Raw genomic sequence first — 26,987 nt, forward strand, 5'->3', positions numbered from 1 at the left:
ACACATCGGGGAAATCATGAAAAAGCTTGCTCTGGCCGCTTTGTTATTAATGCCCGCCTGGGCAATGGCCACTACCTTTTCGGTCACGAACAATGTTAAAGCTGAGGAGGTGACAACCATAAAGATTTCACTTTCAGGGCTGATCAGCGGCAATAAATCGGCCGCGTTGCAATCGGTGCTTGATGAGATTAACCAACGTTATGTGAACAGCAAAAAAATCTATCTCTACATGAACAGCGATGGCGGCAATATGGATGGTGCGCTCGCCATGTATTATGCCCTGCGCAGCACAAACAAGCAGGTTATTACCGTAAATCAGTCGATGGTGGCGTCGGCTGCCACCCTGCCTTATTGCGCGGGACAGGAGCGTATCGTGCTGAAAGAAGCAAATTTCATTATTCATCCGGCACAAATGGACAGCATCGCCGATAAAAATATTACCCCGGCGAAACTCGCCACGGCCCAGAACTATATTGGCATGTACAACCGCATGTTCAGGAATATCTATCAACACTGTACGGACTTCAGCGCCGGGGAGATGGATAAGGCATTGGGCAGCGATGATAATCGTCTTTATCTTACCTCAGAAGCGGCGCTGCAACACAAGCTGGCCACTGTAATCGACGATAAAATGATCACCGCACCCGTATCCTATTTTATTACTGATTAGTACTCAGATTATACTGGCTGACTGCCGCTGGCAGTGGCATCACACACTCTTTTTCTGGCTGCCAGCACCGGCTGGCGCGTTTCGCCCCGGCGGATAGCGACGTAAACGTCAATATGCAGCTGCTGCGCGTCGGCGGAGCAGAGCGGGCGGTAACAGAGCCCATCCTGCGTAAAGATGCACTTTGACTGCGGCATCAGGGCAAACCCTTTGCCTCTGGCAATGTGCGTCAGCATTACCAGCGAATCATCCGGCTCTTTGACACGTTTAATTGCCGTTTCTAGCCGGGAAAAATACTTTTCACACTTATCATAAAACGCCGGATTCGCGCTTCTGGCGATCCAGAACAGTGGCAGATCGCTGATCGATTCCAGCGACACGATCTCCTCCGCGCTGGCGGGATGAGCGGCGGGCAGCGCCAGCAGCAGCGGTTCGCGGCAGAGCCAGCGATACTCGATGTTTTCCGCCTGCGCTACACCTTGTTCACCGCTAATAACCAGATCCAGCGTGTTTTTGGTCAGGCACTGCAGCAGTTGCGCCGAGGTCAGATTGGGCGTTTCAATATCTTCGCCGACCCTGAGATGTGCGAGTGACTGCTTCAGCGACGCGATCCTGTCAAAATTCAACGTGCGAGTCAGCCCGATGCGCACGCGTGCATCAGCGGGTGAGGGCTCAACTTTTAGTCCGGCAAGCGCCAGCAAAATCTCTTCCGCGCGCGGAACCAGCGATCGCCCGGCTTCCGTCAGGCTCACCTCATGGGTGCTGCGTAAAAAAAGTGACTGGTTCAACAGCGCTTCCAGGCTTTTGATCTGACGCGTTAACGGCGGCTGCGTCATGCTGAGCCGTTCTGCGGCGCGGCGAAAATTAAGCTCATGCGCCACTGCCAGAAAACATTGCAGCTGTTTTACGCTGGGCAGCGTGGTGCCGATCAGGTGCGTTGCCGGGGTCATAGAATCCTTCCTGCCAGTCAAAAAGGTATTTTACCTGTTTACCCTTTGTCGATATAGCGGGCGGCCGCCCACGGCAATAACTGATGCGCGGGTGCCTGGCCAGATAACAGAAAAAAAAGACCGGCCTGAGCCGGTCCTGAAGGGGTTTGATTGATCTCTGCGTCTGCGTCTTAACGCACCAGATGCAGGAAGTGAAGGTGTTTTTCATACTGGTCAAGAATATCGTTGATGATCTGTTCCTGAGGCCAGCTCATCACGTCATAATCCTGGCCGCCTTCCTTCAGATGCCCTTCGTCGCGGTAGTAGCGGTTCTCCTCTTTTTTCTCATCGCCTAAGGCGGCAAGGGCAAAAGTAGGCTGAATATAGGAGCGCAGGCGAACCTCATAAACAAAGCGGTAAGCTATCCGCGTCTCTTCATAAAACCGATCCAGGTCAGCGACCTGATTGATGATTTCTTTATGCCGATCGCCCGTGACGGCGCAGCAATCATCGAAGTGCAGATTGCGTTGCACAAGGCGCTCACCGCGCTGGCGATGTTTAATCCCCTGGCGTTCAGCACCTGCGCCCGCAAACATGCTGCGCAGGCAGTGGCGCTGGAGTGATAATGAAAGGTCAAGATATTTTATTGCTTTTGTACCCTGACGTTCCGATGGGCATGATAATTTTTTTAGCCAATGATAATAGTTTTATTAAGCCACGGAAATAACCCTTTCCTGTAACCGTTCATTCTGAAACGCTTCTCAGGCCACGCGCCATGCCGCTTCGCTCGCAATATTCCTGCTGCTGTACTTAACTGAAATTGATGTTTGATCACCGTTTCATGTCTGCAACAGGAGGTTCCTTTGGCCGATAAAACCCATGCTGAAGATCATACCGATGAGCTGGTGTTACGTCGCTGGATCACGGTGGGGTTGCCCGCTACCGATCTGTTTGCGCTGTGGCTGCATCCCGATACCTTGCCGCGCATCATGAGCCACTTTGCCAAAATCACGCCGGTGAATACCAGCGATGCGCTATGGCAGGTTGATGGGCCGTTAGGCAAACACTATTCCTGGGAAACGCGCATCGTCGAGGCGCAGCCGGGTGAAGTGATCGCCTGGCGTTCCCTTGAGGGCGGCGACATTCCCAATGAAGGCGAACTGCGGCTCCGGCCAGCGCCGGGCGAATGGGGCACCGAGCTGGCGTTGACGCTGCGCTTTACTCCACCAGGCGGCATGCTGGGTAAGAAAGTCACTACGACTTTTGACCTGCTGCCAAAAGAAGTCGTCAGCAAAGCGCTACACCGTTTCAAAAGCCTTGCTGAAACGGGTGAAATTCCCACCCTTAATGGTCAGCCCGCTGGCCGCCACGCCGAACGTCAGGATAAGGAGAAATAGATGCGCGCACTCTGCTGGAATGGCGTAAACGATTTACGCGTCGAAACCGTGGCCGATCCGGGCCTGATCAATCCACACGATGCGATTATTCGCGTGCGGCTGACCACCACCTGCGGCTCCGATCTGCATGTGATCGACGGCCTGATCCCCAGCATGCGGGAAGGCGATATTCTCGGTCACGAATTTATGGGCGAAGTGGTTGAGGTTGGCAACGCGGTAAAAAATATTCGCCGTGGCGATCGGGTGGTCGTGCCGTCGTTTATCTCCTGCGGTTCATGCTGGTATTGTCAGCATCAGCTGCCATCATGCTGCGATAATACCAATCCACAGTGGGAAAAAGGCGAAACGGTACTCGGTCATGCCACGGGCGGCATCTATGCCTACAGCCATGCGTTTGGTGGCTATGCCGGTTCCCATGCGGAATATGTCCGCGTGCCTTTTGCCGATAACGACTGCTTTGTGGTGCCGGACGGCGTTAGCGATGAGCAGGCGCTGTTTCTGTCGGATGCGGCACCGACCGGCTATATGGGCGCTGATTTTTGCAACATTCATCCAGGCGATACCGTGGCCGTATGGGGTTGCGGCGGCGTTGGGCTAATGGCGCAACAGAGCGCATGGTTGATGGGCGCGCATCAGGTAATTGGCATCGATCGTTATCCTGAGCGGCTGGCGATGGCGCGCGATCATGCTGGCAGCATCACGCTGGATTATAGCCAGGTCGATGTGACGGAAGCGCTGCTGGAATTAACCGGCGGACGTGGACCGGATAGCTGCATTGATGCGGTGGGTATGGAGGCGCGGGGCGAAGGGCTGAGTCAGGTTTATGACAAAACCAAACAGCTGCTGCATCTGCAAACCGACGTCGGAACCGCGCTGCGTGAGGCGCTCTATGCCTGCCGCAAAGGCGGAAATATCTCTATTCTCGGCGTGTATGGCGTGATGGATAAATTCCCGCTCGGCCTGATGATCAACAAAAGCCTGACTATTCGTACCGCGCAGCAGCATGGGCAGCGCTATATGCATCGCTTACTGGATCACGTGGCTAAAAATGAGCTAAGCCCGGCGTTTATGGCGACTCACCGCTTTACGCTGGAAGAGTCGCCCCGTGGTTACGAAATGTTTAAACACAAAGAAGAGGGGTGCCTGCGCGCCGTCTTCGCGCCCTGAGCAGCCGCGCCGTTACAAACGACGGCGCAAACTGCGTAATCCCAGCCAGGCAACGGCGGCAACGCCAAGGATCGCCAGGCCGGGATTATTCATGTTGAGATGCAAGGCACGGTCTTCGGCCTGATTGTCAAAACGACCGTGGCTGCGATGCAATCCTTCCACCGGCTGATGCAGGTTATCCGGGCGATCGGCGGCTTCCGGCTGGTCGGTGATTTGTCCTTCCCAGCCCTGTTTCGCCATCATGCGGTCAAGCAGGCCGGGAAACAGCATGGTGCCGACAATCGATTGCAGGGTGGAGCGGCCCAGCCACACTTCACGCGGTGCCCGACGTGCGGCACTGAGAATGGCGCGTGCGGCCACTTCCGGCTGATAAATCGGCGCGACCGGCTGCACGTTGTTGCCCATCTTGTTGCGCGACCAGTCGAACTGCGGCGTATTGACGCCCGGCAGATGCACCATGGTCAGACGAATCGAACTTTTGTTGTGGATCAGCTCGCTGCGCAGAGAATCGGTAAAGCCGCGAATCGCAGCTTTAGCAGCGCAGTAGGCGGCCTGTAAAGGTACCGAACGATAAGCCAGCGCAGAGCCGACCTGCACGATAGTGCCGCGATCGCGTTCGGCCATCAGCGTCAGCGCAGTGCGCGTGCCGTGGACACAACCCAGATAGGTCACGTCGGTGACGCGCTGAAACTCTTCATCGGTGATGTCAGTGACCGGCGCCAGCACGGTCAGCGTTGCCGCATTAACCCAAATGCTGATCGGCCCCAGCTCAGACTCAATTTTGCGTCCGGCGGCCAGCAATGCCGGGCCGTCTGAGACATCCACTGCGGCACCGCTGGCGCGTGCGCCCAGCAGCCGGAGTTCTTCAATGGTGCTGTTTACGCCCTGTTCGCTGCGGCCAATGACCGCCACCGCATAGCCTGCCTCGGCAAACGCCTGCGCGCTCGCGCGGCCAACGCCTGCCGTACCGCCGGTAATCACCACCACTTTTTCTGGAAACATAATCGGTCCTTGTTAATGGCCAGCGTGCAGCCGGATGAGGAAGGGAATCTCGCACAACGGTAATATTTGCTTATCTGATTATGGCAGGTGGTTGAATAATGACGGGTTCAGACCAGCGATTTTTTATGCAGGCAGCAAAAGCACAGGCTTTTTTTGCCCGCAGTGACGCGCTACTGGCGGTGGCTGAACGGCTTAACGAGGCTCAAGGCTATTGTCGATTTTCTGAGACGTAACGCTTTGCGCTATTGGGCTACATATTACCCCGGCAGTAAGGTAATTAACCGCCGGGTCGCTACACATCAGGAACAGACGCAGCACATCGATTGCCCGACAAGCGAGGCGTTACGTGAGTATGAACGCACCGTCGTCTGTTGCCCTTTAGCTCGCGTGGGACGCATCTTCGGCACGATACAGGATCTCAGCAATCTCGCGTGCGGTATCGGCCAGCAGTTCAGCGTTGCGGTAGCTTTCTTTAACCTTGCCTTGTTCATCCCATGCGCTTTTCGGGCGCTCGATAAACTGGCCCAGCGGCGTAAAATCAGCATCCAGCACCACGGCAAAAGGAATGCTGATTTTCTCCAGCTTGAAATGCGCCATGAACGCCTCGCCCGCCTGTTCACGCGTGACAATGCCCAGCCCGACGTGCGGCGCCAGCTGCGTAACGCGACGAATCGCAGGCAGGTTTTTATGGCAATCCGGACACCACATTTCAGCCACCACCAGAATATTGCAGGCGGTTTGCAGCGTGGGCAGGCGCGCCAGCTCGCCTTCATGGTGGATCGCTTTGGCCAGCTTTTCGCACTGTTTCAGCGCCTCAATGTCCTTTTCTTCAGCCTGAGCGGTGAAGTCGTGATAGGTCGACGCAGCGGCAAAAAGCGTTTTGAAATATTGCATGGTTTCTCTTCTCTGTCAGTGAGCAGCGGGAACGATTGTTCGCTGGCAACAGTGTAAACATTCCTGCTGCGCATCGCTATGTTGGGACACCGGCGGCAGTCAGGAATCGGAGAACACCTGTATGATAGCGGCTGTAATCAACAAACTGGAGAAGCGTGATGGAAGGTTCATGCCTGTGCGGTCAGGTCGCGTTTGCCGTAAAGAGGGCGCCAACGACATTTTACCGTTGTCACTGCTCGTTGTGCCGCAAGCAGAGCGGCGTGGGATTTAACCTGGCAACGCTGGTGGATACCGAGGCGTTCAGCTGGTTGCAGGGCGAAGAGGCGATCGTCAGCTGGACCAAAAGCACCGGCTATCGCAACGACTTTTGCAGCCGCTGCGGTTCCACCGTGCCGAATTCGCTGCGCGGTCAGCCTTATGTCTGGATCCCAGTTGGTCTGCTGGACGTTGACGATGAGATGACCTGCGTGGGTGACTTCTGCATCAACGATGCCCGCCGCTGGGACACCGTACGTTCTGACAACAACAGCGACGGCGCGGTAGATTCCGTGGCGTCGCTGGTGAAACGTCTCAACCCGTAGCTGCTTTATAACAGATGGCGCAGCAGCGCCGTCGATGCCACGCTAATCACCACCACCGGCAACAGAGATAATCGCATCGCGGCCAGCAGTGAAATTGCCAGCGCCAGCAGATCGGCAGGGTTGCCGGTGACAAAATGAGGCGCGATCACCGTAATCAGCACGCAGCCGGGCGCAGCGTCCATTACCGCGCGGGTACGTGGGCCAAGGTGCCGATTGCGCAGCAGAAGATAACCGGCCACGCGGGTAAAGTAGGTGCTCAGCGCCATCAGCACAATGGTAGCCGCGGTCAACATGCTCATGCCTTGCCCGCCATCAGTAAAATCGCCAGGATACCGCTAACCGCGCCGATCGGTACATATACCGCGCCCGGTAAAAAGTGATACGCGGCAGCGGCGCTCGCCAGGCTCACCAGCCAGGGAAAGGCCATCTTCATGCCTTTCCACATGCCACGCAGCAGCACAAAGAACACCGCCGGAAACGCCATATCAAATCCCCAGCGCGTGATATCGCCCAGCGCCGGCCCAATCACGACGCCCGCGGCGGTAGAGAAAACCCACATCAACCACAGCGCGCTGACCAGCCCAACATAAAAGCCCATGCTGAAGGCGGGCGGCAATCCCTGCTGCTGTCGGCGGGCGGTGTCGGCCATGCTCATCGCCCAGCTTTCGTCACACATAAAGAACAGCGCGGGCAGCACTTTACGCATCGGCAGGTGGCTGAGCCACGGCGAAAGCGAGGCGCCCATCACCATATGGCGGCTGTTAACCAGCAGGCTGACCAGCACAATGGTGAGCAGATGCGGCGGTGAACTCCACAATGCAATCGCGGCAAATTCCGATCCGCCAGCAAAATTCAGGCCGGTGAGCAGCGCGAGGCTGGCCGGTGAAAAACCTTTTTGCGCCGCCTGCGCGCCAAGCAATAGTCCAAACGGCAGCACGCCGATCAGCACCGGCAAGGCGGCGGTGATACCGCGGGAAATTTCCTGGCGAAAGGATGATGGATCTGAAACGCTGGAAGAATGAACCGACATAAACCGCCTCCTTTAAGGCTAAGTATTATAGAGGTTTCTTATGATAAGCGGTTGCATTTATACGACATTTTTATGATTGGCAACCATCAAGCGGCAGCCTTAAGTCGCCCGACAGGCCTTCACGGTGGCATTCTTACAGAGATCAGCCAGGCTGAAGCGCATTCTACTACGCCGCCACGCACTCCGCGGCAAAAGCGGCGCTGGCCGGGCTGGACATGCAATCGGGCGCTAATCTGGATCAGCAGGAGTGGTTTGCTGAGGCGTTGCGGGCGGCGGTGGCCCGCGGTGGCGTGCCGCAAAGCCGCATCGATGACATGATCAGACCTATTCTGCGCAGCCTGTTTGCGGTGGGCGCAATCGATCATCCGGCACAGCGCCACGGCGACATTGATTACATGGCACACCGCGTGCTGGCTCAGCGAGAGGCGGAACAGGGCATAGTACTGCTGAAAAACCGCGACGCGATGTTGCCGCTGTGCCGTGCTGCTCGGCGTGCAGATTGCAATCGCAGCGCGGCGCTTCGGCTACTGACGCGCAGAATAACGGGCACACGCTGCCCGTTATTTATCCTTGATGATTATCGATTCCGCTGTTCGGTTTGCAAGAAATGGTAAGTTGCCCCCAGCATGCCGGAATCGTTACCGTAGGTTGCCGCAGCAACGGGCGTCTCCACACCATATTTCTTGAGATGATCGGCCAGCTCGCTGAGGAAGGACTCGCGTTCAGTAATGCCGCCGCCAATAAATACCGACTGCGGGTCAAACACGCTGACCAGGTTATAAAGACAGGCGGCCAGATCGTTATAAAAACCGTCAACCACCTCCTGCGCCGCCGCATCGCCGTTATCATATGCATCGAACACATCTTTGCCGGTTACTTCGTCCGGCGAGATGTTCATCGCGCGCGCGTAATTCTCCCGCAGCGCGGTCATGGTGCAGCTCTTGCTCATGGTGTGCGGTTCAATATTGCTGTCAGCGGGGCGCGAGGTGAGCAGGCAGCCAAACTCACCGGCGCGATTACGTCCGCCGCGGATCAGCGCACCGTTGCAAAAGGCGGCGCCGCCGAGGCCGGTGCCAATGGTCAGCATCAGGAAATCATTAAGTTTTTTCGCTTTGCCTACCCAGCGTTCCGCCAGTAAGGCACAGTGCGCATCGTTTTCAACGCTGGTGGGCAGCGAAGTATTTTCATGCAGCCACTTGCGCAGGTGGAACTGGTCAAAGTCGCGAATGGTGCCGCCCATGCTGATAAAGCCGCTGTCCGGGTCGACATAACCGGGAATGCTGATGGCAATGCCTTCGCAGGAAGGATTCTTTTCCAGCCAGGCGAGGATCTCCTGCAGGATTTTGTCGCGTGAATTATCCGAGATATCCACGCTGTCGCCGGTGACGATGTTGCCGTCAGTGTCGGTCACGCCCATTTTTAACGAGGTGCCACCAATATCAAAGGCTGCAATGTTCATAAATGTTCCCAAAGGTGGTGAAGTAAATCAAAAGTATAGCGTTGAATTCTCAGCTGAATTCTCGCTTTAAGAATCCCACCGGGAGATTTGTCAGGGAGGTTGTAGAAATCTGGATTAATGTTAATTTATTGTAAATTATATTCTTATTTGTCCGGCCAGCCGCTGTATTGCCTTTAGCTTAACCGTGCACAGGAGTCAGTAAATCGATGCCCGTTAATTTTGACCTGAGCGATCTCTACGCGTTTCGGGCACTGGTGGAATATGGCAATTTTCGCATCGCCGCGGAATCGATCTGTCTGTCGCAATCGGCCCTGAGCCGCAGAATCGATAAGCTTGAAACGGCGCTGGGACTGAAACTGTTTGAACGCACCACGCGTCGGGTGATGTTAACGTTGAAAGGGCAGGCGTTTGCCGAGCGCTCGACGCAGCTGCTGGCCGATCTTGAAGCGGTCATGGCCGACCTCAGTGAAGTCAGTGCCGTGCGTACTGGCCTGGTAACCGTTGCCTGCGTGCCTTCCGCTGCCTACTATTTTATGCCGCGGGTGATCCGCAGCTTTCAGGCGCGCTATCCGCGCGTGCGGGTAAAGCTGATCGACAGCAGCGCCGGTAACGTTTACGACGCGGTGGTGAGCGGACAGGCAGATTTCGGTCTCAGCTTTTCCGCTGGCTCACAGCCGGATATGGCTTTCCTGCCGCTGCTTGAGGATCGTTATGTGGCGGCCTGTCGGCACGATCATCCGCTGGCGAGCAGAAAGAGCATTAGCTGGCGTGAATTTTATCAGCACGACTGGGTGGGACTCGATAAAACCTCGGGGAACCGCAATGTGCTCGATCGGGCGCTGGCACATATCGCGCCGGCGAAACCGAGTATATGTGAAACGCGGCATGTCACTACGCTGCTGGGAATGGTTGAAGCGGGGCTGGGCATTGCTGCCGTCCCCGCTATGTCGCTGCCGATCTCAGAGCCCTCTGCGCTGACCAGCGTGGCGCTGGTTGATCCGCAGGTGAATCGCACGGTTGGCCTGTTAAAGAAGCACACCCGTTTGCAATCACACATTGCAGCTGAACTCGAGAACCTGCTTATTGAGCAGTTTCAACAACTTTAGCTGGCTGTGACACCGTAACCGAATGCAGCCCGGTATCCTGAACCACCTGCTGCACTTCAGCGGATGCCAGCCACGCTAACAGACGCTTCGCCTGCTGCGGATGAGCCGAGCTTTTCACCACCGCACCGGCAAAACGGGTAGTGTATTGCAGGCTGGCGGGCAGTTCGCCAATAAAGGTAACGCCTGGCACCGGCAGCAGTTCGCTGACCTGTTGGAAGCCAATCGCGTATTTCCCGGCGGCAACCTGCGAGGCGACCGGTATCCGCTCAACCTGCGTGGCCTTGCCTCTGACCTGTTGCTCAATGCCCAGCTTTTTGAACAGTTGGGTGCTGACGTATCTGCCGCTGGCGCTGTCCGAATAGGCGATAGAGTTCGCATTAAGCAGCGCCGAACGCAACTGCTGTTCAGTGCTAATGCTGACGGGCTGCGTGCCTTGTTTGATCACCGCGCCGATTCGCGAGTCAGCCAGCTCAACCCGCGATCCCGGCAGGATGCGCTGCTGCTTTTCCAGCCCGCTCAGCGCATCGCCGACCATAATCACCACGTCAGCCTGCTCGCCACGCGCCAGCCGTGCCGGAATGGCCTGCGGCGTATTGCCCATCGACGGACCGGAAACGGTATGAATCGCCTCGCCTTCCTGTGCGGCATAACGCGGCGACAGCTGCTCCCAAGCCGCCTTGAAACCACCCGAGATCATGACGGTCAGCTCTTTAGCCTGCACGCCCGCAGAGCAGACCCACGCCATTAGAAAACTTATGAAGATACGTTGAATAGCCATGATTATTCCTTAATCAGAGTAGGGGGTGTGCGTTGAAACGACTCGGCACGGCGACGGTATAAAAACAGGGTTGCCAGCAGCGCACAGGCGGCGGCAAAGCTCATCCAGTAACCGGGCGACGCTTTATCGCCGGTATATTCAATCAATGCGGTGGACATCACTGGCGTAAAGCCGCCAAACACCGCGGTCGCCAGACTGTAAGCCAGCGAGAAGCCCGCCACGCGCACCTCGGCGGGCATGATTTCCGTCAGCGCCGGGATCATCGCGCCGTTATACAGGCCGTAGATAAAGGAGAGCCACAGCAGCACGCTCAGCATCATATAAAAGCCGGGTGCACCCGCCAGCAACCGCAGCGCCGGATAGGCGGTGGTCAACGCCAGCAGCGCCATGGTGATTAACACCGGTTTACGGCCAAACTTATCGGATAGCGCGCCGCCAATGGGCAGCCAGAAGAAGTTGGATACCGCCACCAGCAATGTGACCAGCAGGCTGTCGGAGGCGCTCAACATCAGCACCTTTTTACCGAAGGTCGGCGCATAGACGGTAATCAGGTAGAACGCGGTGGTGGTCATCGCCACCATCAGCATGCCTGCGATCACCACCTGCCAGTTTTTCAACAGCGTGTTAAAGGCCTGACGCATATCAGGATGGCTGCGACGTGCGTTAAACTCCTCCGTCTCTTCCAGCTTGCGGCGAAGCAGGAAGATAAAGGGCACGATCATGCAGCCAAGCAGGAACGGAATACGCCAGCCCCATTCGCGGATGGCGCTCTCATCGAGCAGCGCATTGAGCCCGAAGCCCAGCGCCGCAGCGACCATAATGGCAACCTGCTGGCTGCCCGACTGCCAGCTGGTGTAAAAACCTTTGCGTCCCGGCGTGGCAATTTCAGCCAGGTAAACCGATACGCCACCCAATTCAGCTCCGGCAGAAAAGCCCTGTAATAAACGCCCCATCAACACCAGAAAAGGCGCCCACAGGCCGATGCTCTGATAGGAGGGGATCAGCACGATCAAAAACGTCCCGGCGGCCATAATCGACAGCGTAACAATCAGGCCTTTACGCCTGCCCACTTTATCGATGTAAGCGCCGAGCACCACGGCGCCAATCGGCCGCATCAGAAAGCCTGCGCCAAACACCGCAAACGTCATCATCAGTGAGGCAAATTCGCTGCTCGCCGGGAAAAAGGTGTGCGCAATATACGTGGCATAAAAACCAAACAGGAAGAAATCGAACTGTTCGAGAAAGTTGCCCGAGGTTACGCGGAAAATGGCGCCAATTCGCGCCCGGGTGGTCATCGGTGAGTGAAGGGATGTTTGCATCAGGTTCTCCAGTGTATTGATGACGCTTTTAGCTGCGCCTGTGACTGCAGAGTGAATCAGGAACAAGGACGTAATAAGTGCAAAAAGCGGGTCAACCGATGTGCCAGACGCATCAATCACCGCACGGCAGTTAAAAAAACCTGCCTTTACGTGGGTTTACAAAAGCAGAGGGAGCTTTCGCGTCATGCAGCGCCAGAAAAACCGATGTGTGGAAATGTGACGGCATTCATAAGCGGATGATAGTGGGGCGGAGTTTGTGAGCGGCTTGATCCACTGAATGATTCAAATACACATTATGAGATTATGAATTCATAAGCCTTTATGGCTGGGTCGAGATTTCGTGAAAAATTTAGATAAAACAGATGTAGTCGAACCTTGAAAGATTACTTGGGGCGTTAGTGTACTCAAAAGACCGTACTTCTTTTTTCAGCACGAATAAGAAGAAGTACGGTTCAGGAGCCAGGCCTATTCGGTTTGATAAGATTTAGCTGTGTTAATCAGATTTTCTGAGAATTTGTAGATGTCATCGATTGATTCAATCTTATGCCTGGTTTCTTTCTTATTTTCGTCGAATAAGCCGATATACATTTGGCTACGGTTCAAATGCAGGCGACACACCGGTTTACGGTTATTGTCATCAATAAGTATCCCAAAATAACTTTTGGTATCCCGGTGTCCGATCCTTTCTGAAGGAAGAATGGTTCTGATAATCGACTTCACAATGTAAAAACCCTCCATCTCTTCAGCCGTGGTAACTATACCATCATCGTCATTCTGATCCGCAATGTCCTCGTCATTTTTTTCCGTTCCAGCCTCTGGTTTTAAAATGGTTGGTTTCGGATTGCTGATTGCTGACTTCAACCTTTCATTAACCTGATCGTTCAGCCACTGAGTAAGTGCCTTCCTGGTAAGCACAGAAAACTGTTCTCTGACTTTTTGAGTTTGTACGCCTTCGTAAACTCTGGAGGCGATAAGCCTGACAAAATCGTCTTCAGGATTGAGAAATTGCGAAGAAATTATCTTTTTGATTTGACTAACATACTTCAACTCACCTGCTGCATTAACAATGGATTCCACATCAAAAGCGCTTTTGGTTATTTTGAAAAGCTCCGGTATAACATGTTCGTCTATTTCCATTAAGTCCAGTTCAAGAAATGGCTTCTCATCCATTTTATTCGGTGCATCAAGATCGGTAAAAAACTTGTAAACCTGACCATTAGTCAAAATAGATATACGTGCTGTGGTGACGTGAAAGTATCGAAAGAGTTGTGAGGCGTGCTTGATGTTAAGGGGTTCGCCGATTTTCTTACACTCGATAAGTATCTGTATCTCACCATTCTTGATTATCGCATAATCGATTTTTTCTCCCTTTTTGGTTCCGACATCGCATATAAACTCCGGAATAACTTCCGTTGGATCGAAAACGTCATATCCCAGAACTTTGTTGATGAATGGCATCACAAAAGCGCTTTTTGTTGCTTCTTCGGTTTTAATTAATGCAGTTTGCTGCCGGATTTTTTCCGATAAAGAATTGAGTGTATCTAAAATTTCCATTTTTCACCAATAGGTTAGCTGTAAGTAGAGAAAAGACAGTTCCTGGCTTTCTAAAAATTGCGAAGCAAATCAGATTAATAATCAAATTATTTTAATTTTATTCTTGAAATTAATATTCTTCAAAAGAAAGTTATTGTCAACATGATTTCGGATAGGTTTCTTACAAATTAAGGTTTTGTGAGAGGGCTAAAATTTTTAGATTAGTTAACACTCTGCATCAGTCTGAATTAAATGCGGGCCTACCAGAAAGATTGGAGACCAAAACTTTTCAGGCTGGGATTTAACTCCCCGCGTCGATCGCTTTGCCTGCGGTCACTGCCTGGTTACGTCCTTTGCGTTTGGCGGTATAGAGCGCGTCGTCGGCCAGCTGTTTGAGCTTTTTCATGTCATCTTCCTGATTGGTGCTGAACAGTGTGGCGCAACCGGCGCTGATGGTGACGATGCGTGCTGGAATGGTGGTCGTGGCGTGAGGAATGTGATGGCTGCGTACCGCGCGCACGGCACGCCAGGCGATCGCCAGCGCTTCGTCTGCGCTGGTTTCCGGCAGGATCAGCGCAAACTCTTCGCCGCCGTAGCGCGCCGTTAAGCCGATACCGCGCAGCGACATGCCGCGAAGCGCCGCGCTGACATTTTCCAGGCACTGATCGCCCGCGACATGACCATAGGCGTCGTTGTACTGCTTGAAAAAATCGATATCGATCATCACCAGTGATACCGGCCTGGCGCTGCGACAGGCGCGCTTCAGGCTGTCGCGCAGGAAAATATCGAACTGTCGGCGATTGGCCAAACCGGTTAAGCCATCGACCATCGCCATCGATTGCAGGGTGTGGTTGATGGTGGTGAGTTCGTCACGCAGATGGGCCATTTCGTGCTGATTACGAATATTGATACGCACCTGACGCAGGATCCAGATGCCCACCACCAGCATCGTCACCAGCAGAACGCCATTAAGAATCACATCCTGTAGCCTGCTTCTGAGCCAGTTCTCCCACAATGAAGTCTTGTCAAAACCAGAAGCGACCACCAGCGGATAGCGTTCAGAGCGCACAAAACCGAACACGCGCGGCAGGCCGTCCAGCGCCGCATTCCATTCGCCGCTACCGCGATCGGATTTCATCAGCAGCTGCTGAAACAGATGGCTGGACGAAAGGTTTTTGCCGATATAGCTGTCTGACATTGGACGAGCATAAAGCACCGTGCTGTCCGCCAACATCAGCACCAGCACATCTTTGGCGTCCAGTTCGTAATAGCTGTAGAACTGGCGAAAATAATCGACCCGTACCGTGGCCAGCAGGATACCGGCAAAGCCGCCCGCGCTATCGTTCAGGCGCAGAGAAACCGGGATCACCAGTTCGCCGGTGCTGCGACTGTGGATTACCGGGCCGATATGAATATTGTTGTGGCCGTTGAGGCGATGGTAGGTGAAATATTCGCGGTCAGAATTGTTTACTCCGGCGGGGGAGCGCCCGGTTGACCAGGCAATCCACCTACCCGATGCATCGTAATAGAACAGGCCGTGAAGCTGAGGTAGGCGACTACGCTGTTCCCGCATGATGCGGCTAAGTTCATCGGCGTTGACCTCGCCAGGCGGGCGCTGTTGAATATTGCGCTGAATTTCCCGCAGCGAAATCTCAGTTTGCAGAAAGGTATCTTCCGCCTGGCGTGCCTGTGAAAGCGCCAGATTTACCGCAGTTTCATGGGCTGTCTTGAGGTTGAGCTGCCAGGAATCACGCAGCGACCAGCCGTTCATCAGGATCACTGCCAGAATCAGCAGGCAGCCGGAAACCGCAATGCTGCGACCAAGCGGAGAGCTGAGTAATGAAAAAGAAGAGGGCTGTTTTTGCGACGTCATTCCGCCTCCCGGGTAAGCCTCCTTTCATTAAAGCACACCCGGTGGCCTGCAACCTTCATTTGGCTAATTATCAGTCCGCATGATGTCAGGCTGATGGTAACTATCATCCAGTAAAGTGAAACGAAACTGACGTTGGGAAGAGCAGATCACCTGTTTATCCCGCGTGACAAAGATCGCTTCAATTTCAGGATGCGCGTTCAGATAGTGAATGCCTTGCTCAACGCCCATGCCGTAAAGCAGCGTGGTGTAAATATCGCCATCAATGGAGCGATCGGAAATGATGGTGACGCTCAGCAATTCATTATCCAGCGGATAGCCGGTTTTGGGATCGAGAATGTGATGATAATAGTGGCCGTCGACCTTGAAGTAGCGCTCATACACGCCAGAGGTAACCACCGATTTATTCACTACGTTAATCACACCAATCAGTGCATCCAGGCCAGCAAAAGGCGTTTTCAGGCCGATCGCCCAGCCTTCTGGCTCATCCGGCGGCGCGCCTACCGTCTGCACGTTGCCACCGAGGTTGATCAGCGCGCTGCCAACCTGCCGCTGGCGGAGAAACGCCTGCACGCAGTCGGCGATATAACCTTTGGCAATGGCGCCGAGATCGATTTCCATACCCGCCTTACGCAAAAAAACCGACCGTGCGTCGGCATCCAGTTCGATATCGCGCGGATCGGTCAGCGCCAGACGCGCCTGTAGCTCTGCGGCGGGCGGCACGTGATCGCCCTGAAAGCCGATTTTCCAGCGCTTCACCAGCGGGCCAATCGCCAGGTTAAAACAGCTGTCCGGCAGCAGGCTGACCTGACTGGCAAGCTGAATCAACTCGAACACTGGCTGGCTGACGACGACGGCGTGCTGGCCCGCGGCCTGATTAATATTCATGATTTCAGAAGGAGAACGGTTAACGGTGAGCAGGTTCTCCTGCTGCTTGATCAGCTGAAAAACCTGTCTGGCGAGAGTTTCATCGTGGTCGAAGAGTTTGAGCAGAATGGGCGAACCCATCATTACGGCGGAATAAGCACAGACGCGAGCTTCAGTTGGCATAAGCGACCCTGCATTGCGGGAAAAAAGCTGTGCCCGCGTCGCCGTAGGCACAGTTGAGCGCTTAACGCAGGGCCATCGCCGCTGCGTTGCGTCCGGCCAGAATACCAAAGATGATGATATCCGCCACCGCATTACCGCCGATGCGGTTAGCGCCGTGAATACCGCCGACGACTTCACCCGCTGCCCAGGCACCCTGAATCGGCTGTTGCTGCTCGTTAAGCACCGCGGTATCGAGGTTGATGGTTACGCCGCCCATGGTGTGGTGCACGCCGGGGGCGATGCGGATGGCATAATAAGGACCCTGATTAATCGGATGGCGCAGCGCGGTAGTGCGGCCAAAATCCTCATCTTTCTGCTGAATTACACATTCGTTGTAACGGCCCAGCGTGGTTTGCAGCGTTTCCTGATCCATATTGAGTTTGACCGCCAGCTCATGCGGCGTTGGCGCGCTGATCACAAAGCCTTTGGCAATGTATTCGTCGGCCGCTTTGTTGCCGCTACGCACCTGGTCGTCAAAGATAATCCAGGCACTTTTCTCCGGCAGGGCGATGATTTGCGCAGAGACTTTGTCGCGGGTTTCCATTTCGTTGTAGAAGCGCTTGCCCGCCTGACTGACGAGGATGGCACCACCGCCGCGAATGGATTCAGAAATCAGGTACGAGGTGGTCTGTTCCACGGTCGGGTGAATCTGGATTTCGCCCATGTCCACGGTGCCAGCACCAATGTGTTGCAGCATCGCGATGCCGCTGCCGGTAGCACCTTTGTGATTGGTGGTGACAAAGCCATCCAGCTCAGGGCGGTAGCTGACCACCATTTCACGGTTGGCGCTGAAGCCGCCGGTAGCCACAATCACGCTTTTCGCGTTCAGGATGCGGCTGTCGTTATATTCATCCACCACTTTCACGCCGGTAACCACGCCGTTGTCACACAGGATCTCTTCAACGGAGGTTTCCAGCAGCACTTCAATATTGCGCTGGTTAAGGTTTTTCACCAGGCCGCTGATCAGGAAGCCACCCACCGCAGAGCGGTCAGCCGGACGGTGCGTGCGGTCGATGCTCATGCCGCCGGTGATAGTGATGTCATTGAGCTGAATGCCATGCTCATCGAGCCAGTCAATCGCCTTCGGCGCCAGCTCAACAAACTCTTTCAGCAGTTCAGGGTTGTTTTTGAATTTGCCGCCTTTCAGCGTCTCTTCATAGAACAGCTCTTTGCTGTCTAGGATGCCTTTGATTTTCTGAAAGCGGGTTTCCGCCGCGTTCATGCCCACCGAGGCTTTAATGGTGTTACCGCCGATCGTTGGCATTTTTTCGATGATCACCACGCGGGCACCTTCATCGTGCGCCTGAATCGCCGCGGCCAGGCCGGCACCGCCGCTACCGATAACAACGACATCGTAATTCTGCGGTGCCTGCGGATTACCGCCTTCTTCAATGACGTGCGCTTTGCTGGAGGTGGTCAGCGCGCGGGAAACCGCTTTTTTCAGCGCTTCACTCTGCGTGGTGGCACCGGTAATAGCATCAACGTGCGGGCTGTTGGCCACCAGAATGCGGCTGCGCAGGCTCTCGAAGGTGGTGGTGAAATCGACGTCGAGTGATTCGTCCGGCACCAGTGAGATGTCGGTGATACGGTCGGTATCCAGCGTGACGTTGATTTTCAGCTTCAACGCTTCCGCCTCGACTTTCTCCTGATAGACGCCCGCTTTGTATTTGCGGCCGGTATCGCTGACGTCGCGGATCATGGCGTCCACCAGCGAGAAGCGCCACAGCGGTTCCGGGATAGTCAGCGCTTCGCGTTGGGTGCTGTCGATAAACAGCTCAAGATGCTGGTTGTTGATGATGCGGTCGGTCCAGTCGGGATAGGCGATGCACGCTTTACCGATTGCCACTAAATCGTAGCCGTGCTCCAGCGCCATTTCGGCATCGGCTTTATTAACCACACCGCCAACGCCGATAACCGGGACTTTAGCCAGCGTTTCTGAGCGACGCGCCAGATATTTGGTGATCAGCGGCGTCGGGTCGGTGGTATCAACGATAGAAGGGCGTAGCAGCTGGCCAACGGAGAAGTGCACGTAATCGAGGCCGCGTGCCGCCAGTTTTTCCAGCAGCCACAGCGTGTCGTCGAAGCGGATGCCGGGCACTTCAATCTCTTCCGGTGAAAAGCGATAGCCGATGATGAAAGAGTTATGCGCGAAACGGTCCGCCATCTTATGGGTGATTTCCAGCACTTCCAGCGGGAAGCGTGCGCGATTTTCGCGGCTGCCGCCCCATTTGTCATCGCGCTGGTTGGAGTTGGGTGAGTAGAACTGCTGAATCAGATAGGTATTGGCGCCATGAATCTCCACGCCGTCGAAGCCCGCCTTGATGGCGCGATTCACCGCGTCGCCAAACTTGGTGATCATCACGTCCACTTCTTCGGCGGTCAGCGCCTGCGGGGTGGTGGCGCCTTCACGCGGTGCGGCGATGGCGCTGGGCGCAACCGGCGTTCTGCCGCCAATCAGCTCGGGTTCTACCATGCGGCCGCCGTGATAGATCTGCAGGATAGCAGTGGAGCCTTCTGATTTGATGGCGTCGGCGATGCGTTTCAGACCAGGAATTTTATTGTCGCTGTCGATGGCGATGGCGCCGGGAAAGGCCGGACCTTTGGGATCGATAAAGCAGCACTCCACAATGACGGTGCCGATGCTGCCCGCGCGAGCGCGGTAATACTCCACCAGCTCACTGGTTACCGTGCCGTCATAGAAGCCGGTGCAGGTGGTCATGGGGGCCATCAGCAGGCGGTTTTTTAATACGGCGCCATTGGGCAAGGTAAGAGGATTAAGAATAGGGGTGAGCGTATTCATCAGGATCGACTCCAATATAAATGTGCAGGATGCTTTAGTGGACGCGTTTATTTAAATAAGTGGTCCGACTTCATGACTGATAATATATCCCTTTTCTGTGATCATGATAAGTATTAAATAGGGGTAATTGATGCTAAATTTCAGTTATGATTAAAGTTTGACAAAAATGATAAGGATATTTATCTTAATTGTTAACCAATGGTAACCAAAAAGCAATCTTTTGATATTTAAGTATTTTATGTAATAAATACAAAGGGTTGTAGTGTGTATTTTGTTGCTAATCATCCCGTTTTTTTGTAAAAGATTAACGGGATTGTCATCGTATTGTCATTTCGTGGCAAAGGTCGTTTAAAAACAGTAGCGTTACTCTGGTTTATTGATCCAGATCAATTTTTAATTTCAGATATTACGCATCATATAACAAAGTCCTTATGAGATAATTCATATCAACATTAAAGGACGACTCCAAATTAACGGCGTCGCGATGCAAAAATCGCAAAAAATAAAAACCATAAGAAACTAAGTGAAGTATCGGGGCGCAAATCGCATTCTTTTCAACCTTGCAGATAACTACTATGAAACAGACAACCGTTAAGAGTGAAACGGGCGCAGCACCTGCTGCTCCACCCAAAACTAAAAAATCGCCGATTTTCATGATCCTGCCGGTGCTGGTGGCGGTTCTGCTGCTGCTGGTGCCGGTGCCTGAAGGGTTGGAACCCTACGCATGGCACTTCTTCGCCATTTTCGTTGGCGTGATTGTCGGTTTGATCTTTGAACCGCTGCCCGGCGCGGTGATCGGTCTGACCGGCGTGGTGGTCATCGCCTTGTTCAGTCAGTGGCTGCTGTTCAGCCCGGCTGAAATGGCGGCGCCGAAGTTTAAGCTCGCCAGCGAGTCGTTTAAGTGGGCGGTCAGTGGCTTTGGTAACTCCACCGTCTGGCTGATCTTCGGCGCCTTTATGTTTGCCGCCGGTTACGATAAGACTCAGTTTGGACGCCGTCTGGCGCTGATACTGGTGAAATATCTGGGCCGTCGCAGCCTGACGCTGGGTTACGCCATCACCTTTGCCGATCTGCTGCTGGCACCGTTTACCCCTTCCAATACCGCACGTAGCGGCGGCACCATCTATCCGATTATTGCCAACCTGCCGCCGTTGTACGGCTCCAAACCCAACGACCCCAGCGCGCGCAAAATCGGCTCCTATCTGATGTGGGTGGCGATTACCGCAGCCTGTATCACCAGCTCCATGTTCCTCTCTGCGCTGGCACCTAACCTGCTGGCACTGGCACTGGTGAAAAGCATTATCGGTTTTGAAATCTCCTGGGGCAGCTGGTTTATCGCCTTTCTGCCACTCGGACTGCTGCTGATTCTGACCATGCCGCTGCTGGCGTACTGGTTCTATCCGCCGGAAGTGAAGATCAACGACGAAGTGCCGCGTTGGGCGAGCAGCGAACTGGTGAAACTGGGCAAGCTGTCACGCAACGAAATCTTGCTGCTGCTGTTTGTCTGTAGCGCGCTGGGCATGTGGATTTTTGCCACCGCGTGGATTGAACCGGCAATGGCGGCGCTGCTGGTCATCGTGCTGATGCTGTGGACCGGCGTGCTCAACTGGAACGATATCACCAGCAATAAACCGGCCTGGAATACCTTCGCGTGGTTTGCCACTCTGGTAGCGCTGGCGGATGGTCTGGCGCGGGTGGGCTTCATCGCCTGGCTGGGTAAAGAGGGTGCGCATCTCCTGAGTGGTATTCAGCCCAACGTGGCGGCGGTAATGCTGCTGGTGGCCTTCTTTATCCTGCACTACCTGTTTGCCAGCACCACCGCGCACACCACCGCGCTGCTGCCTGCGATGCTGACCATTGCCGCCTCGATTCCGGGCATCAATATGCCGGTGTTCTGCTTAATGATGGTGACGTCACTGGGTCTGATGGGCATCATCACACCGTACGGTACCGGCCCAAGCCCGATTTATTACGGCAGCGGCTATCTGCCAACCAAAGATTACTGGCGGTTGGGCACTATTTTCGGCGCTATCTTCCTGGCGGGTCTGATGTTAATCGCCTATCCGTGGATGGTATTGATGTTCTGATTGCCGAGGTAAGATACTATTCTGCCAGCACCTGTCAGCCTGGCGTATCGGGCTGGCAGGATAATAACTAACGATCTGGCTCGCCGCTCCGCACTGCGGAGGCACACATTTCTGAGTGAGAAACAATGTCTGATAAACCTTTCTTCTACCAAAATCCGTTCCCTGTCGCCCACGATGACACTGAATATTATCTGCTGAGCCGAGACTATGTCTCCGTTGATTATTTCAACGGCCAGGAGATGCTGAAAGTCGATCCGCAGGCGTTAACCTTGCTGGCGCAGCACGCGTTTCATGATGCGGCTTTTATGCTGCGTCCGGCCCATCAGCAGCAGGTTGCTTCCATCCTGCACGACGACGAAGCCAGCGAGAATGACAAATATGTTGCGCTGCAGTTTCTGAAAAATTCTGAAATCGCCGCCAAAGGCGTGCTGCCAACCTGTCAGGATACCGGCACGGCGATCATCATGGGTAAAAAAGGCCAGCGCGTGTGGACCGGTGGCGGCGATGAAGCCGCGCTGTCCCGCGGCGTCTATAACACCTACATCGAAGACAATCTGCGCTATTCACAAAACGCCGCGCTGGATATGTATAAAGAGGTCAACACCGGTTCAAACCTGCCGGCGCAGATCGATCTCTACAGCGTCGATGGCGATGAATATAAATTCCTCTGCATCGCCAAAGGCGGCGGATCAGCCAATAAAACCTATCTCTATCAGGAAACCAAGGCACTGCTGTCGCCGGGCAAGCTGAAAGCGTATCTGGTGGAGAAAATGCGTTCGCTGGGTACCGCAGCCTGTCCGCCGTACCACATCGCTTTTGTGATTGGCGGCACCTCAGCAGAGAGCACGCTGAAAACGGTGAAGCTGGCCTCGACGCACTATTACGACGGCCTGCCTGCTGAAGGTAATGAACATGGTCAGGCGTTCCGCGATCGTCAGCTGGAACAGGAGCTGCTGGAAGCGGCGCAGGAGCTGGGTATCGGCGCACAGTTCGGCGGCAAATACTTTGCGCATGATATTCGGGTGGTGCGCCTGCCGCGTCACGGTGCTTCCTGCCCGGTGGGCATGGGCGTCTCCTGCTCCGCTGACCGCAATATCAAAGCCAAAATCAACCGCGACGGTATCTGGATTGAGAAGCTGGAAGAGAATCCAGGCCAGTACATTCCGCAGGCGCTGCGTGAGCAGGGCGAAGGCGATGTGCAGCACGTTGATCTGAACCGTCCGATGGAGGAGATTCTGGCCCAGCTGTCGCGCTATCCGGTTTCCACGCGTTTGTCGCTGAGCGGCACCATCATCGTGGCGCGTGATATTGCGCATGCGAAGCTGAAAGAGCGCATCGACAATGGCGAAGGCCTGCCGCAGTACATTAAAGATCATCCGGTCTATTACGCCGGTCCGGCTAAAACCCCGGAAGGTTATGCATCGGGCTCACTCGGTCCGACCACCGCAGGGCGTATGGACAGCTACGTCGATCTGCTGCAATCCCACGGCGGCAGCAAAATCATGCTGGCCAAAGGTAACCGCAGCCAGCAGGTGACTGACGCCTGCCAGAAACATGGCGGTTTCTATCTTGGCAGCATTGGCGGCCCGGCAGCGGTGCTGGCGCAGCAGAGCATCAAAAAGCTGGAGTGCCTGGAATATGCCGAGCTGGGCATGGAAGCGATCTGGAAAATTGAAGTGGAGAATTTCCCGGCGTTTATCCTCGTGGATGACAAAGGCAACGACTTCTTCCACCAGCTTCAACGCAATCAGTGTGCGAAGTGCGTTAAGTAAGGTTCTGACATCAGGCTAAACAGGCCTGAATTACCTCCACGCGGCAGCGATACCTGCCGCGTTCTTTTTGTCTTTTCCCCGCGCGTTCGCCGCTTTTCAGCCTCATCTTTACCTCTTCCCGTTTGTTATGCGGATTTTTCACTATGCATAGCAGTTTAACTTAATAGATGAAAGCGCAGCCGACTGGCAGAGTGGCGTCATACCCTTTCAGGAGAGCAATGATGAGCAAAAGTAATGCCGTTGCCCTGCCGGTTATCGACTTCGCGCTGTTACAGGGTCACGAAGCGGATCGGCAGCAAATCCATACCCAGCTAAGCAAGGCGGCCCGCGAGGTCGGCTTTTTTTATCTCACTAATCACGGCATCGATCCGCAACTGCTGGCCGCGGTACAACAGGTATCACGGGCATTTTTTGCCCTGCCGCAGGCGGAAAAGCTCAGTGTGCAGATGGCGCAGTCACCGCATTTTCGTGGCTACAATCTGGAAGGTTCGGAGATCACCCGCAGCCAGCCCGACTACCGTGAACAGTTTGATATCGGCGCCGAGCGTCCGGCACTGCCGCTGACCGCCGGGACGCCCGCCTGGGCGCGGCTGCAGGGCCCTAATCAGTGGCCGCAGGCGCTGCCAGAATTGCAGCAGGTGCTAACTGAATGGCAACAGGCGATGACCGCGATGGCGCTCGAGCTGCTGCGCGCCTTTGCCGATGCGCTGCATCTGCCGCACAACGCCTTCGATAACCTCTACGGCGCGCTGCCCAATGAGCACGTGAAGCTGATTCGTTATCCCGGCAGGCCAGATAATGGCTCGCGACAGGGCGTCGGCGCGCACAAAGACTCGGGATTTCTGACCTTCCTGCTGCAGGACGATCAGCCGGGTTTGCAGGTTGAAGTTGCGCCGGATCGCTGGGTCGATGCCACGCCGCTGCCGGGTGCATTCGTGGTGAACATCGGCGAGCTACTGGAGCTGGCAACCAATGGTTATCTGCGCGCTACCGTGCATCGGGTGGTTTCTCCGCCTGCCGATCGGCAACGGCTTTCCGTGGCCTTTTTCCTCGGCGCCGAGCTGGGCGCGGTGGTGCCGGTGTATCAGCTGCCCGATTCGCTGGCGCGGCTGGCGCAGGGACCGGCCAGCGATCCGCTCAATCCGCTGCTGCGCGACGTGGGCTGGAACTATCTCAAAGGCCGTTTGCGCTCTCATCCTGACGTCGCGCAACGCTTCTATGCTGATTACCTGCGCGACACCGCCAGCGTCTGATTACGGAGAGAAATATGAAAAAAGGATTCGCTTTACCGCTGGCGGCGCTGACCCTGCTGGTCGCGCAGGCGGTTAACGCCGCGCCGTTGCGCATCGCCGCCGATCCGGTGCCGCATGCTGAAATTCTGGAGTATGTCAAAACGCTGGACCCTGGACTCGATCTCAACATCACCGAGCTGAGCAACGGCGTGAATGCCAATGAGCTGCTGGCCGCTGGCGACGTCGATGCCAACTACTTCCAGCATCTTCCTTATCTGCACGATCAGGAAAAGGCGCTGGGTAAAATCTTTGCGGTAGCCGCCGCGGTGCACATTGAGCCGCTGGGGCTCTATTCCAGCAAAATCAAAACGCTGGCTGCGTTGCCGGAGGGGGCGCGCATCGCCGTGCCGAACAACACCACTAACCTGAGCCGCGCGCTGCTGCTGTTGCAGCAGAGCGGAGTGATTACCCTGAAAGGCGCAACCACCAGCCTGCTGACACCAGCGGACATCAGCGCTAATCCTAAAAAAATTAAAATTGTGGAGATCGAATCGCCGCAAATTCCGCGGGCGCTGGATGATGTCGATGCGGCGGTGATCAACGGCAACTACGCGCTGGAGGCGGGCCTGGTGCCAGCAAAAGATGCGCTGGCGCTGGAATCCGCCACGAATAATCCCTATGCCAATCTGCTGGTAACCACGCCGTCGCTGGCGAAAGATCCGCGCATCCTGCGGCTGGCAAAAGATTTGCGCTCGCCAAAAGTGGCGGCGTTTATTCGTCAGCATTACAGCGGATCGGTGATCCCGGTCGTGGATGAGCAGCATGATTAGCATTGAGGCGTTAAACAAGCGTTATGGCGATAAACCCGCGCTGGTGGATCTCTCTTTCGAGATTGAGACCGGCGCCATTTTCGGCATCCTTGGCCGCAGCGGCGCGGGAAAAAGTACGCTGCTGCGCTGTCTGAACCGGCTGGAGCAGCCCGATGCGGGCAGGGTAGTGATTGACGGCGAGGATATCAATCGGCTCAGCCTGCGCGAACTGCGTGCCCAGCGGCGGCAGATGGGAATGATTTTTCAACATTTTAATCTGCTGCACGCGCGCACGGTGGGCGAGAACATCGCACTGCCGTTGCAGATTGCCGGTGTGCCCGCTGCACGGCGCGGCACACGCGTGGACGCGCTGCTGACGCTGGTGGGGCTGGAAGGCTACGCCGACGTCTGGCCTTCGCAGCTGTCGGGCGGGCAAAAACAGCGCGTAGGCATTGCCCGGGCGCTGGCTGCGGAACCGCGCTATTTGTTGTGCGATGAGGCAACCAGTGCGCTCGACCCGGACACCACGCTGTCGATTCTCGATCTGCTGGCCAGCCTGCAACGCCAGCTGAATATCACCGTGGTGTTGATCACGCACGAAATGGCGGTGGTGAAGCGCATCTGTCACGGTGCCGCGCTGCTGGAGTCGGGACGGCTGGTAGAGAGCGGGTCGCTCAGCGCAATCATGGCCAATCCGCACAGTCGCCTGCGTCAGTTGCTGTTGCAGGATGGCGAAGCGGACCGTGCGTTTCTTGCCCGTTATCAGGAGCAGTTACGATGCGTGGCATGAGCTGGGATCGCTTTCAGTCACTGCTGCTCAACGCTACCGGCGAAACGCTTTACATGGTAGCGCTGGCCGCGCTGTTTACCCTGCTGATCGGTCTGCCAGTTGGCGTGCTGCTGTTTATAACCCGTGCAGAGGGCATCTGGCCGCAACGCGCGATTGCGCAACCGCTGAACCTGCTGGTGAACATCGGCCGCGCTTTGCCCTTTATCATCTTGCTGATCGCGCTAATCCCCTTTACGCGGCTGCTGATCGGCACCACGCTCGGGAGCACGGCGGCAGTCGTACCGATTACGCTGGGCGCGTTTCCGTTTTTTGCACGCATTGTGGAAAATGCGCTGGCTGAGGTTGATCGCGGGCGTATTGAGGCAGTGATTGCCATGGGCGGCACACAGTGGCATCTGGTCAGTCGCGTATTGCTGCCCGAGGCGCTGCCCGCCTTGATCGGCGGCATGACGTTGACGCTGGTGATGCTGATCGGCTTTTCGGCGATGGCTGGCGTGATTGGCGGCGGTGGGCTGGGCGACCTGGCGATCCGCTACGGTTATCAGCGCTTCAACAATACGATGATGATCGCCACGGTGATCGTGCTGCTGCTGTTGGTGTGGGCGGTACAAAAGCTGGGTGATTGCGTGGTACACCGCCTGGCGCACCGGCGCTAACTCTTTTACGTTCCCGACGG

General features: G+C 55.3%; 24 protein-coding genes and 1 pseudogene. 12 read left to right on the forward strand and 13 right to left on the reverse strand.

The window, feature by feature from the left end; translation table 11 throughout:
- Positions 1-16: 16 nt before the first annotated feature.
- Positions 17-670, forward strand: a complete 654-nt coding sequence (locus tag ACJY2L_RS07155) for an ATP-dependent Clp protease proteolytic subunit (protein ID WP_439213391.1) — start codon at positions 17-19, stop codon at positions 668-670.
- An 8-nt stretch (positions 671-678) separates the two neighbouring features.
- Here the strand turns inward: ACJY2L_RS07155 and ACJY2L_RS07160 are convergent, their stop codons facing one another.
- Both ACJY2L_RS07160 and ACJY2L_RS07165 read right to left on the reverse strand, forming a co-directional pair.
- A complete protein-coding gene (locus ACJY2L_RS07160; RefSeq protein WP_439213393.1) occupies positions 679-1,617 on the reverse strand; it encodes a LysR family transcriptional regulator in 939 nt (312 codons plus the stop codon).
- A 170-nt stretch (positions 1,618-1,787) separates the two neighbouring features.
- A pseudogene (locus ACJY2L_RS07165) lies at positions 1,788-2,009 on the reverse strand (choline transporter); the annotation flags it as partial.
- A 450-nt stretch (positions 2,010-2,459) separates the two neighbouring features.
- Between ACJY2L_RS07165 and ACJY2L_RS07170 the strand changes: the two are divergent.
- Both ACJY2L_RS07170 and ACJY2L_RS07175 read left to right on the forward strand, forming a co-directional pair.
- Positions 2,460-2,993 carry an SRPBCC family protein gene (locus ACJY2L_RS07170; RefSeq protein ID WP_439213394.1) on the forward strand — a complete coding sequence of 178 codons (534 nt, stop codon included), beginning with the start codon at positions 2,460-2,462 and terminating at the stop codon, positions 2,991-2,993.
- Positions 2,994-4,160 carry a zinc-dependent alcohol dehydrogenase gene (locus ACJY2L_RS07175; protein WP_439213396.1) on the forward strand — a complete coding sequence of 389 codons (1,167 nt, stop codon included), beginning with the start codon at positions 2,994-2,996 and terminating at the stop codon, positions 4,158-4,160.
- Positions 4,161-4,172: 12 nt separating this feature from the next.
- Here the strand turns inward: ACJY2L_RS07175 and ACJY2L_RS07180 are convergent, their stop codons facing one another.
- Positions 4,173-5,162, reverse strand: coding sequence for an SDR family oxidoreductase (locus ACJY2L_RS07180; protein ID WP_439213397.1), 990 nt, complete (start codon positions 5,160-5,162; stop codon positions 4,173-4,175).
- Between the two features lie 378 nt (positions 5,163-5,540).
- A complete protein-coding gene (locus ACJY2L_RS07185; RefSeq protein WP_439213398.1) occupies positions 5,541-6,056 on the reverse strand; it encodes a thioredoxin family protein in 516 nt (171 codons plus the stop codon).
- Positions 6,057-6,214: 158 nt separating this feature from the next.
- Between ACJY2L_RS07185 and ACJY2L_RS07190 the strand changes: the two genes are divergently transcribed.
- A complete protein-coding gene (locus ACJY2L_RS07190) occupies positions 6,215-6,637 on the forward strand; it encodes a GFA family protein (protein WP_439213399.1) in 423 nt (140 codons plus the stop codon).
- A 5-nt stretch (positions 6,638-6,642) separates the two neighbouring features.
- On the opposite strand, the gene ACJY2L_RS07195 is transcribed toward ACJY2L_RS07190, so the two are convergent.
- Positions 6,643-6,936 (reverse strand): AzlD family protein, encoded by a 294-nt coding sequence (locus ACJY2L_RS07195; RefSeq protein WP_439213400.1) that lies wholly within the window; start codon positions 6,934-6,936, stop codon positions 6,643-6,645.
- Positions 6,933-7,667, reverse strand: a complete 735-nt coding sequence (locus ACJY2L_RS07200) for an AzlC family ABC transporter permease (RefSeq protein ID WP_439213401.1) — start codon at positions 7,665-7,667, stop codon at positions 6,933-6,935. Before ACJY2L_RS07200 ends, ACJY2L_RS07195 begins: the two co-directional genes overlap by 4 nt.
- 215 nt (positions 7,668-7,882) lie before the next feature.
- Here ACJY2L_RS07200 and ACJY2L_RS07205 point away from each other — a divergent pair, with 215 nt between their 5' ends.
- On the forward strand, positions 7,883-8,281 hold the full coding sequence (locus ACJY2L_RS07205; protein ID WP_439213403.1) for a hypothetical protein: 399 nt from the start codon (positions 7,883-7,885) through the stop codon (positions 8,279-8,281).
- Here the strand turns inward: ACJY2L_RS07205 and ACJY2L_RS07210 are convergent.
- Positions 8,245-9,126 carry an ROK family protein gene (locus tag ACJY2L_RS07210; RefSeq protein ID WP_439213404.1) on the reverse strand — a complete coding sequence of 294 codons (882 nt, stop codon included), beginning with the start codon at positions 9,124-9,126 and terminating at the stop codon, positions 8,245-8,247. The genes ACJY2L_RS07205 and ACJY2L_RS07210 overlap by 37 nt on opposite strands.
- A gap of 206 nt (positions 9,127-9,332) precedes the next feature.
- Between ACJY2L_RS07210 and ACJY2L_RS07215 the strand changes: the two genes are divergently transcribed.
- Positions 9,333-10,232 carry a LysR substrate-binding domain-containing protein gene (locus ACJY2L_RS07215; RefSeq protein ID WP_439213406.1) on the forward strand — a complete coding sequence of 300 codons (900 nt, stop codon included), beginning with the start codon at positions 9,333-9,335 and terminating at the stop codon, positions 10,230-10,232.
- Here the strand turns inward: ACJY2L_RS07215 and ACJY2L_RS07220 are convergent.
- From ACJY2L_RS07220 to ACJY2L_RS07245, 6 genes are all read right to left on the reverse strand, one after another.
- Entirely contained in the window at positions 10,207-11,013 is an 807-nt protein-coding gene (locus tag ACJY2L_RS07220; RefSeq protein WP_439213505.1) for a substrate-binding domain-containing protein, read from the reverse strand. The two genes, ACJY2L_RS07215 and ACJY2L_RS07220, sit on opposite strands and share 26 nt — an antisense overlap.
- The gene (locus ACJY2L_RS07225; RefSeq protein WP_439213407.1) at positions 11,013-12,329 is read right to left on the reverse strand and encodes an MFS transporter; all 1,317 of its coding nucleotides are present in this window, start codon (positions 12,327-12,329) and stop codon (positions 11,013-11,015) included. Before ACJY2L_RS07225 ends, ACJY2L_RS07220 begins: the two co-directional genes overlap by 1 nt.
- 465 nt (positions 12,330-12,794) lie before the next feature.
- Positions 12,795-13,883 carry a type I restriction endonuclease gene (locus tag ACJY2L_RS07230; RefSeq protein WP_439213408.1) on the reverse strand — a complete coding sequence of 363 codons (1,089 nt, stop codon included), beginning with the start codon at positions 13,881-13,883 and terminating at the stop codon, positions 12,795-12,797.
- A 280-nt stretch (positions 13,884-14,163) separates the two neighbouring features.
- Positions 14,164-15,735: a sensor domain-containing diguanylate cyclase gene (locus tag ACJY2L_RS07235; RefSeq protein ID WP_439213409.1), complete on the reverse strand. Its 1,572-nt coding sequence runs from the start codon at positions 15,733-15,735 to the stop codon at positions 14,164-14,166.
- A 63-nt stretch (positions 15,736-15,798) separates the two neighbouring features.
- Positions 15,799-16,782 carry an FAD:protein FMN transferase gene (locus ACJY2L_RS07240; RefSeq protein WP_439213410.1) on the reverse strand — a complete coding sequence of 328 codons (984 nt, stop codon included), beginning with the start codon at positions 16,780-16,782 and terminating at the stop codon, positions 15,799-15,801.
- Between the two features lie 61 nt (positions 16,783-16,843).
- The gene (locus ACJY2L_RS07245; protein WP_439213411.1) at positions 16,844-19,621 is read right to left on the reverse strand and encodes a flavocytochrome c; all 2,778 of its coding nucleotides are present in this window, start codon (positions 19,619-19,621) and stop codon (positions 16,844-16,846) included.
- Positions 19,622-20,196: 575 nt separating this feature from the next.
- On the opposite strand from ACJY2L_RS07245, the gene ACJY2L_RS07250 reads away from it, so the two are divergent.
- The 6 genes from ACJY2L_RS07250 to ACJY2L_RS07275 all read left to right on the forward strand — a co-directional run bounded on the left by ACJY2L_RS07250 (position 20,197) and on the right by ACJY2L_RS07275 (position 26,967).
- Positions 20,197-21,708, forward strand: coding sequence for a DASS family sodium-coupled anion symporter (locus ACJY2L_RS07250; protein WP_067435964.1), 1,512 nt, complete (start codon positions 20,197-20,199; stop codon positions 21,706-21,708).
- Between the two features lie 125 nt (positions 21,709-21,833).
- Positions 21,834-23,480 (forward strand): class I fumarate hydratase FumA, encoded by a 1,647-nt coding sequence (gene fumA, locus ACJY2L_RS07255; RefSeq protein ID WP_439213413.1) that lies wholly within the window; start codon positions 21,834-21,836, stop codon positions 23,478-23,480.
- A gap of 221 nt (positions 23,481-23,701) precedes the next feature.
- Positions 23,702-24,733, forward strand: a complete 1,032-nt coding sequence (locus ACJY2L_RS07260; RefSeq protein WP_225702090.1) for an isopenicillin N synthase family dioxygenase — start codon at positions 23,702-23,704, stop codon at positions 24,731-24,733.
- Positions 24,734-24,747: 14 nt separating this feature from the next.
- Positions 24,748-25,542 (forward strand): MetQ/NlpA family ABC transporter substrate-binding protein, encoded by a 795-nt coding sequence (locus ACJY2L_RS07265; protein WP_439213414.1) that lies wholly within the window; start codon positions 24,748-24,750, stop codon positions 25,540-25,542.
- A complete protein-coding gene (locus tag ACJY2L_RS07270) occupies positions 25,535-26,311 on the forward strand; it encodes a methionine ABC transporter ATP-binding protein (protein WP_439213415.1) in 777 nt (258 codons plus the stop codon). Before ACJY2L_RS07265 ends, ACJY2L_RS07270 begins: the two co-directional genes overlap by 8 nt.
- A complete protein-coding gene (locus ACJY2L_RS07275) occupies positions 26,299-26,967 on the forward strand; it encodes a methionine ABC transporter permease (RefSeq protein ID WP_439213417.1) in 669 nt (222 codons plus the stop codon). Before ACJY2L_RS07270 ends, ACJY2L_RS07275 begins: the two co-directional genes overlap by 13 nt.
- Positions 26,968-26,987: the final 20 nt, after the last annotated feature.

Origin of the sequence: Duffyella sp. Ts4, assembly GCF_051851875.1 — a bacterium.
GTDB lineage: Bacteria > Pseudomonadota > Gammaproteobacteria > Enterobacterales > Enterobacteriaceae > Duffyella > Duffyella gerundensis.

Excerpts from the sequence above, each read along its gene's own strand:
- fumA (WP_439213413.1), top strand. The coding sequence starts at position 21,834 with ATGTCTGATAAACCTTTCTTCTACCAAAATCCGTTCCCTGTCGCCCAC.
- ACJY2L_RS07160 (WP_439213393.1), bottom strand. The coding sequence starts at position 1,617 with ATGACCCCGGCAACGCACCTGATCGGCACCACGCTGCCCAGCGTAAAA.
- ACJY2L_RS07235 (WP_439213409.1), bottom strand. The coding sequence starts at position 15,735 with ATGACGTCGCAAAAACAGCCCTCTTCTTTTTCATTACTCAGCTCTCCG.
- ACJY2L_RS07250 (WP_067435964.1), top strand. The coding sequence starts at position 20,197 with ATGAAACAGACAACCGTTAAGAGTGAAACGGGCGCAGCACCTGCTGCT.
- ACJY2L_RS07190 (WP_439213399.1), top strand. The coding sequence starts at position 6,215 with ATGGAAGGTTCATGCCTGTGCGGTCAGGTCGCGTTTGCCGTAAAGAGG.
- ACJY2L_RS07260 (WP_225702090.1), top strand. The coding sequence starts at position 23,702 with ATGAGCAAAAGTAATGCCGTTGCCCTGCCGGTTATCGACTTCGCGCTG.
- ACJY2L_RS07240 (WP_439213410.1), bottom strand. The coding sequence starts at position 16,782 with ATGCCAACTGAAGCTCGCGTCTGTGCTTATTCCGCCGTAATGATGGGT.
- ACJY2L_RS07245 (WP_439213411.1), bottom strand. The coding sequence starts at position 19,621 with ATGAATACGCTCACCCCTATTCTTAATCCTCTTACCTTGCCCAATGGC.
- ACJY2L_RS07180 (WP_439213397.1), bottom strand. The coding sequence starts at position 5,162 with ATGTTTCCAGAAAAAGTGGTGGTGATTACCGGCGGTACGGCAGGCGTT.
- ACJY2L_RS07200 (WP_439213401.1), bottom strand. The coding sequence starts at position 7,667 with ATGTCGGTTCATTCTTCCAGCGTTTCAGATCCATCATCCTTTCGCCAG.
- ACJY2L_RS07270 (WP_439213415.1), top strand. The coding sequence starts at position 25,535 with ATGATTAGCATTGAGGCGTTAAACAAGCGTTATGGCGATAAACCCGCG.
- ACJY2L_RS07215 (WP_439213406.1), top strand. The coding sequence starts at position 9,333 with ATGCCCGTTAATTTTGACCTGAGCGATCTCTACGCGTTTCGGGCACTG.
- ACJY2L_RS07175 (WP_439213396.1), top strand. The coding sequence starts at position 2,994 with ATGCGCGCACTCTGCTGGAATGGCGTAAACGATTTACGCGTCGAAACC.
- ACJY2L_RS07265 (WP_439213414.1), top strand. The coding sequence starts at position 24,748 with ATGAAAAAAGGATTCGCTTTACCGCTGGCGGCGCTGACCCTGCTGGTC.
- ACJY2L_RS07185 (WP_439213398.1), bottom strand. The coding sequence starts at position 6,056 with ATGCAATATTTCAAAACGCTTTTTGCCGCTGCGTCGACCTATCACGAC.
- ACJY2L_RS07275 (WP_439213417.1), top strand. The coding sequence starts at position 26,299 with ATGCGTGGCATGAGCTGGGATCGCTTTCAGTCACTGCTGCTCAACGCT.
- ACJY2L_RS07205 (WP_439213403.1), top strand. The coding sequence starts at position 7,883 with ATGCAATCGGGCGCTAATCTGGATCAGCAGGAGTGGTTTGCTGAGGCG.
- ACJY2L_RS07210 (WP_439213404.1), bottom strand. The coding sequence starts at position 9,126 with ATGAACATTGCAGCCTTTGATATTGGTGGCACCTCGTTAAAAATGGGC.
- ACJY2L_RS07225 (WP_439213407.1), bottom strand. The coding sequence starts at position 12,329 with ATGCAAACATCCCTTCACTCACCGATGACCACCCGGGCGCGAATTGGC.
- ACJY2L_RS07155 (WP_439213391.1), top strand. The coding sequence starts at position 17 with ATGAAAAAGCTTGCTCTGGCCGCTTTGTTATTAATGCCCGCCTGGGCA.
- ACJY2L_RS07195 (WP_439213400.1), bottom strand. The coding sequence starts at position 6,936 with ATGAGCATGTTGACCGCGGCTACCATTGTGCTGATGGCGCTGAGCACC.
- ACJY2L_RS07230 (WP_439213408.1), bottom strand. The coding sequence starts at position 13,883 with ATGGAAATTTTAGATACACTCAATTCTTTATCGGAAAAAATCCGGCAG.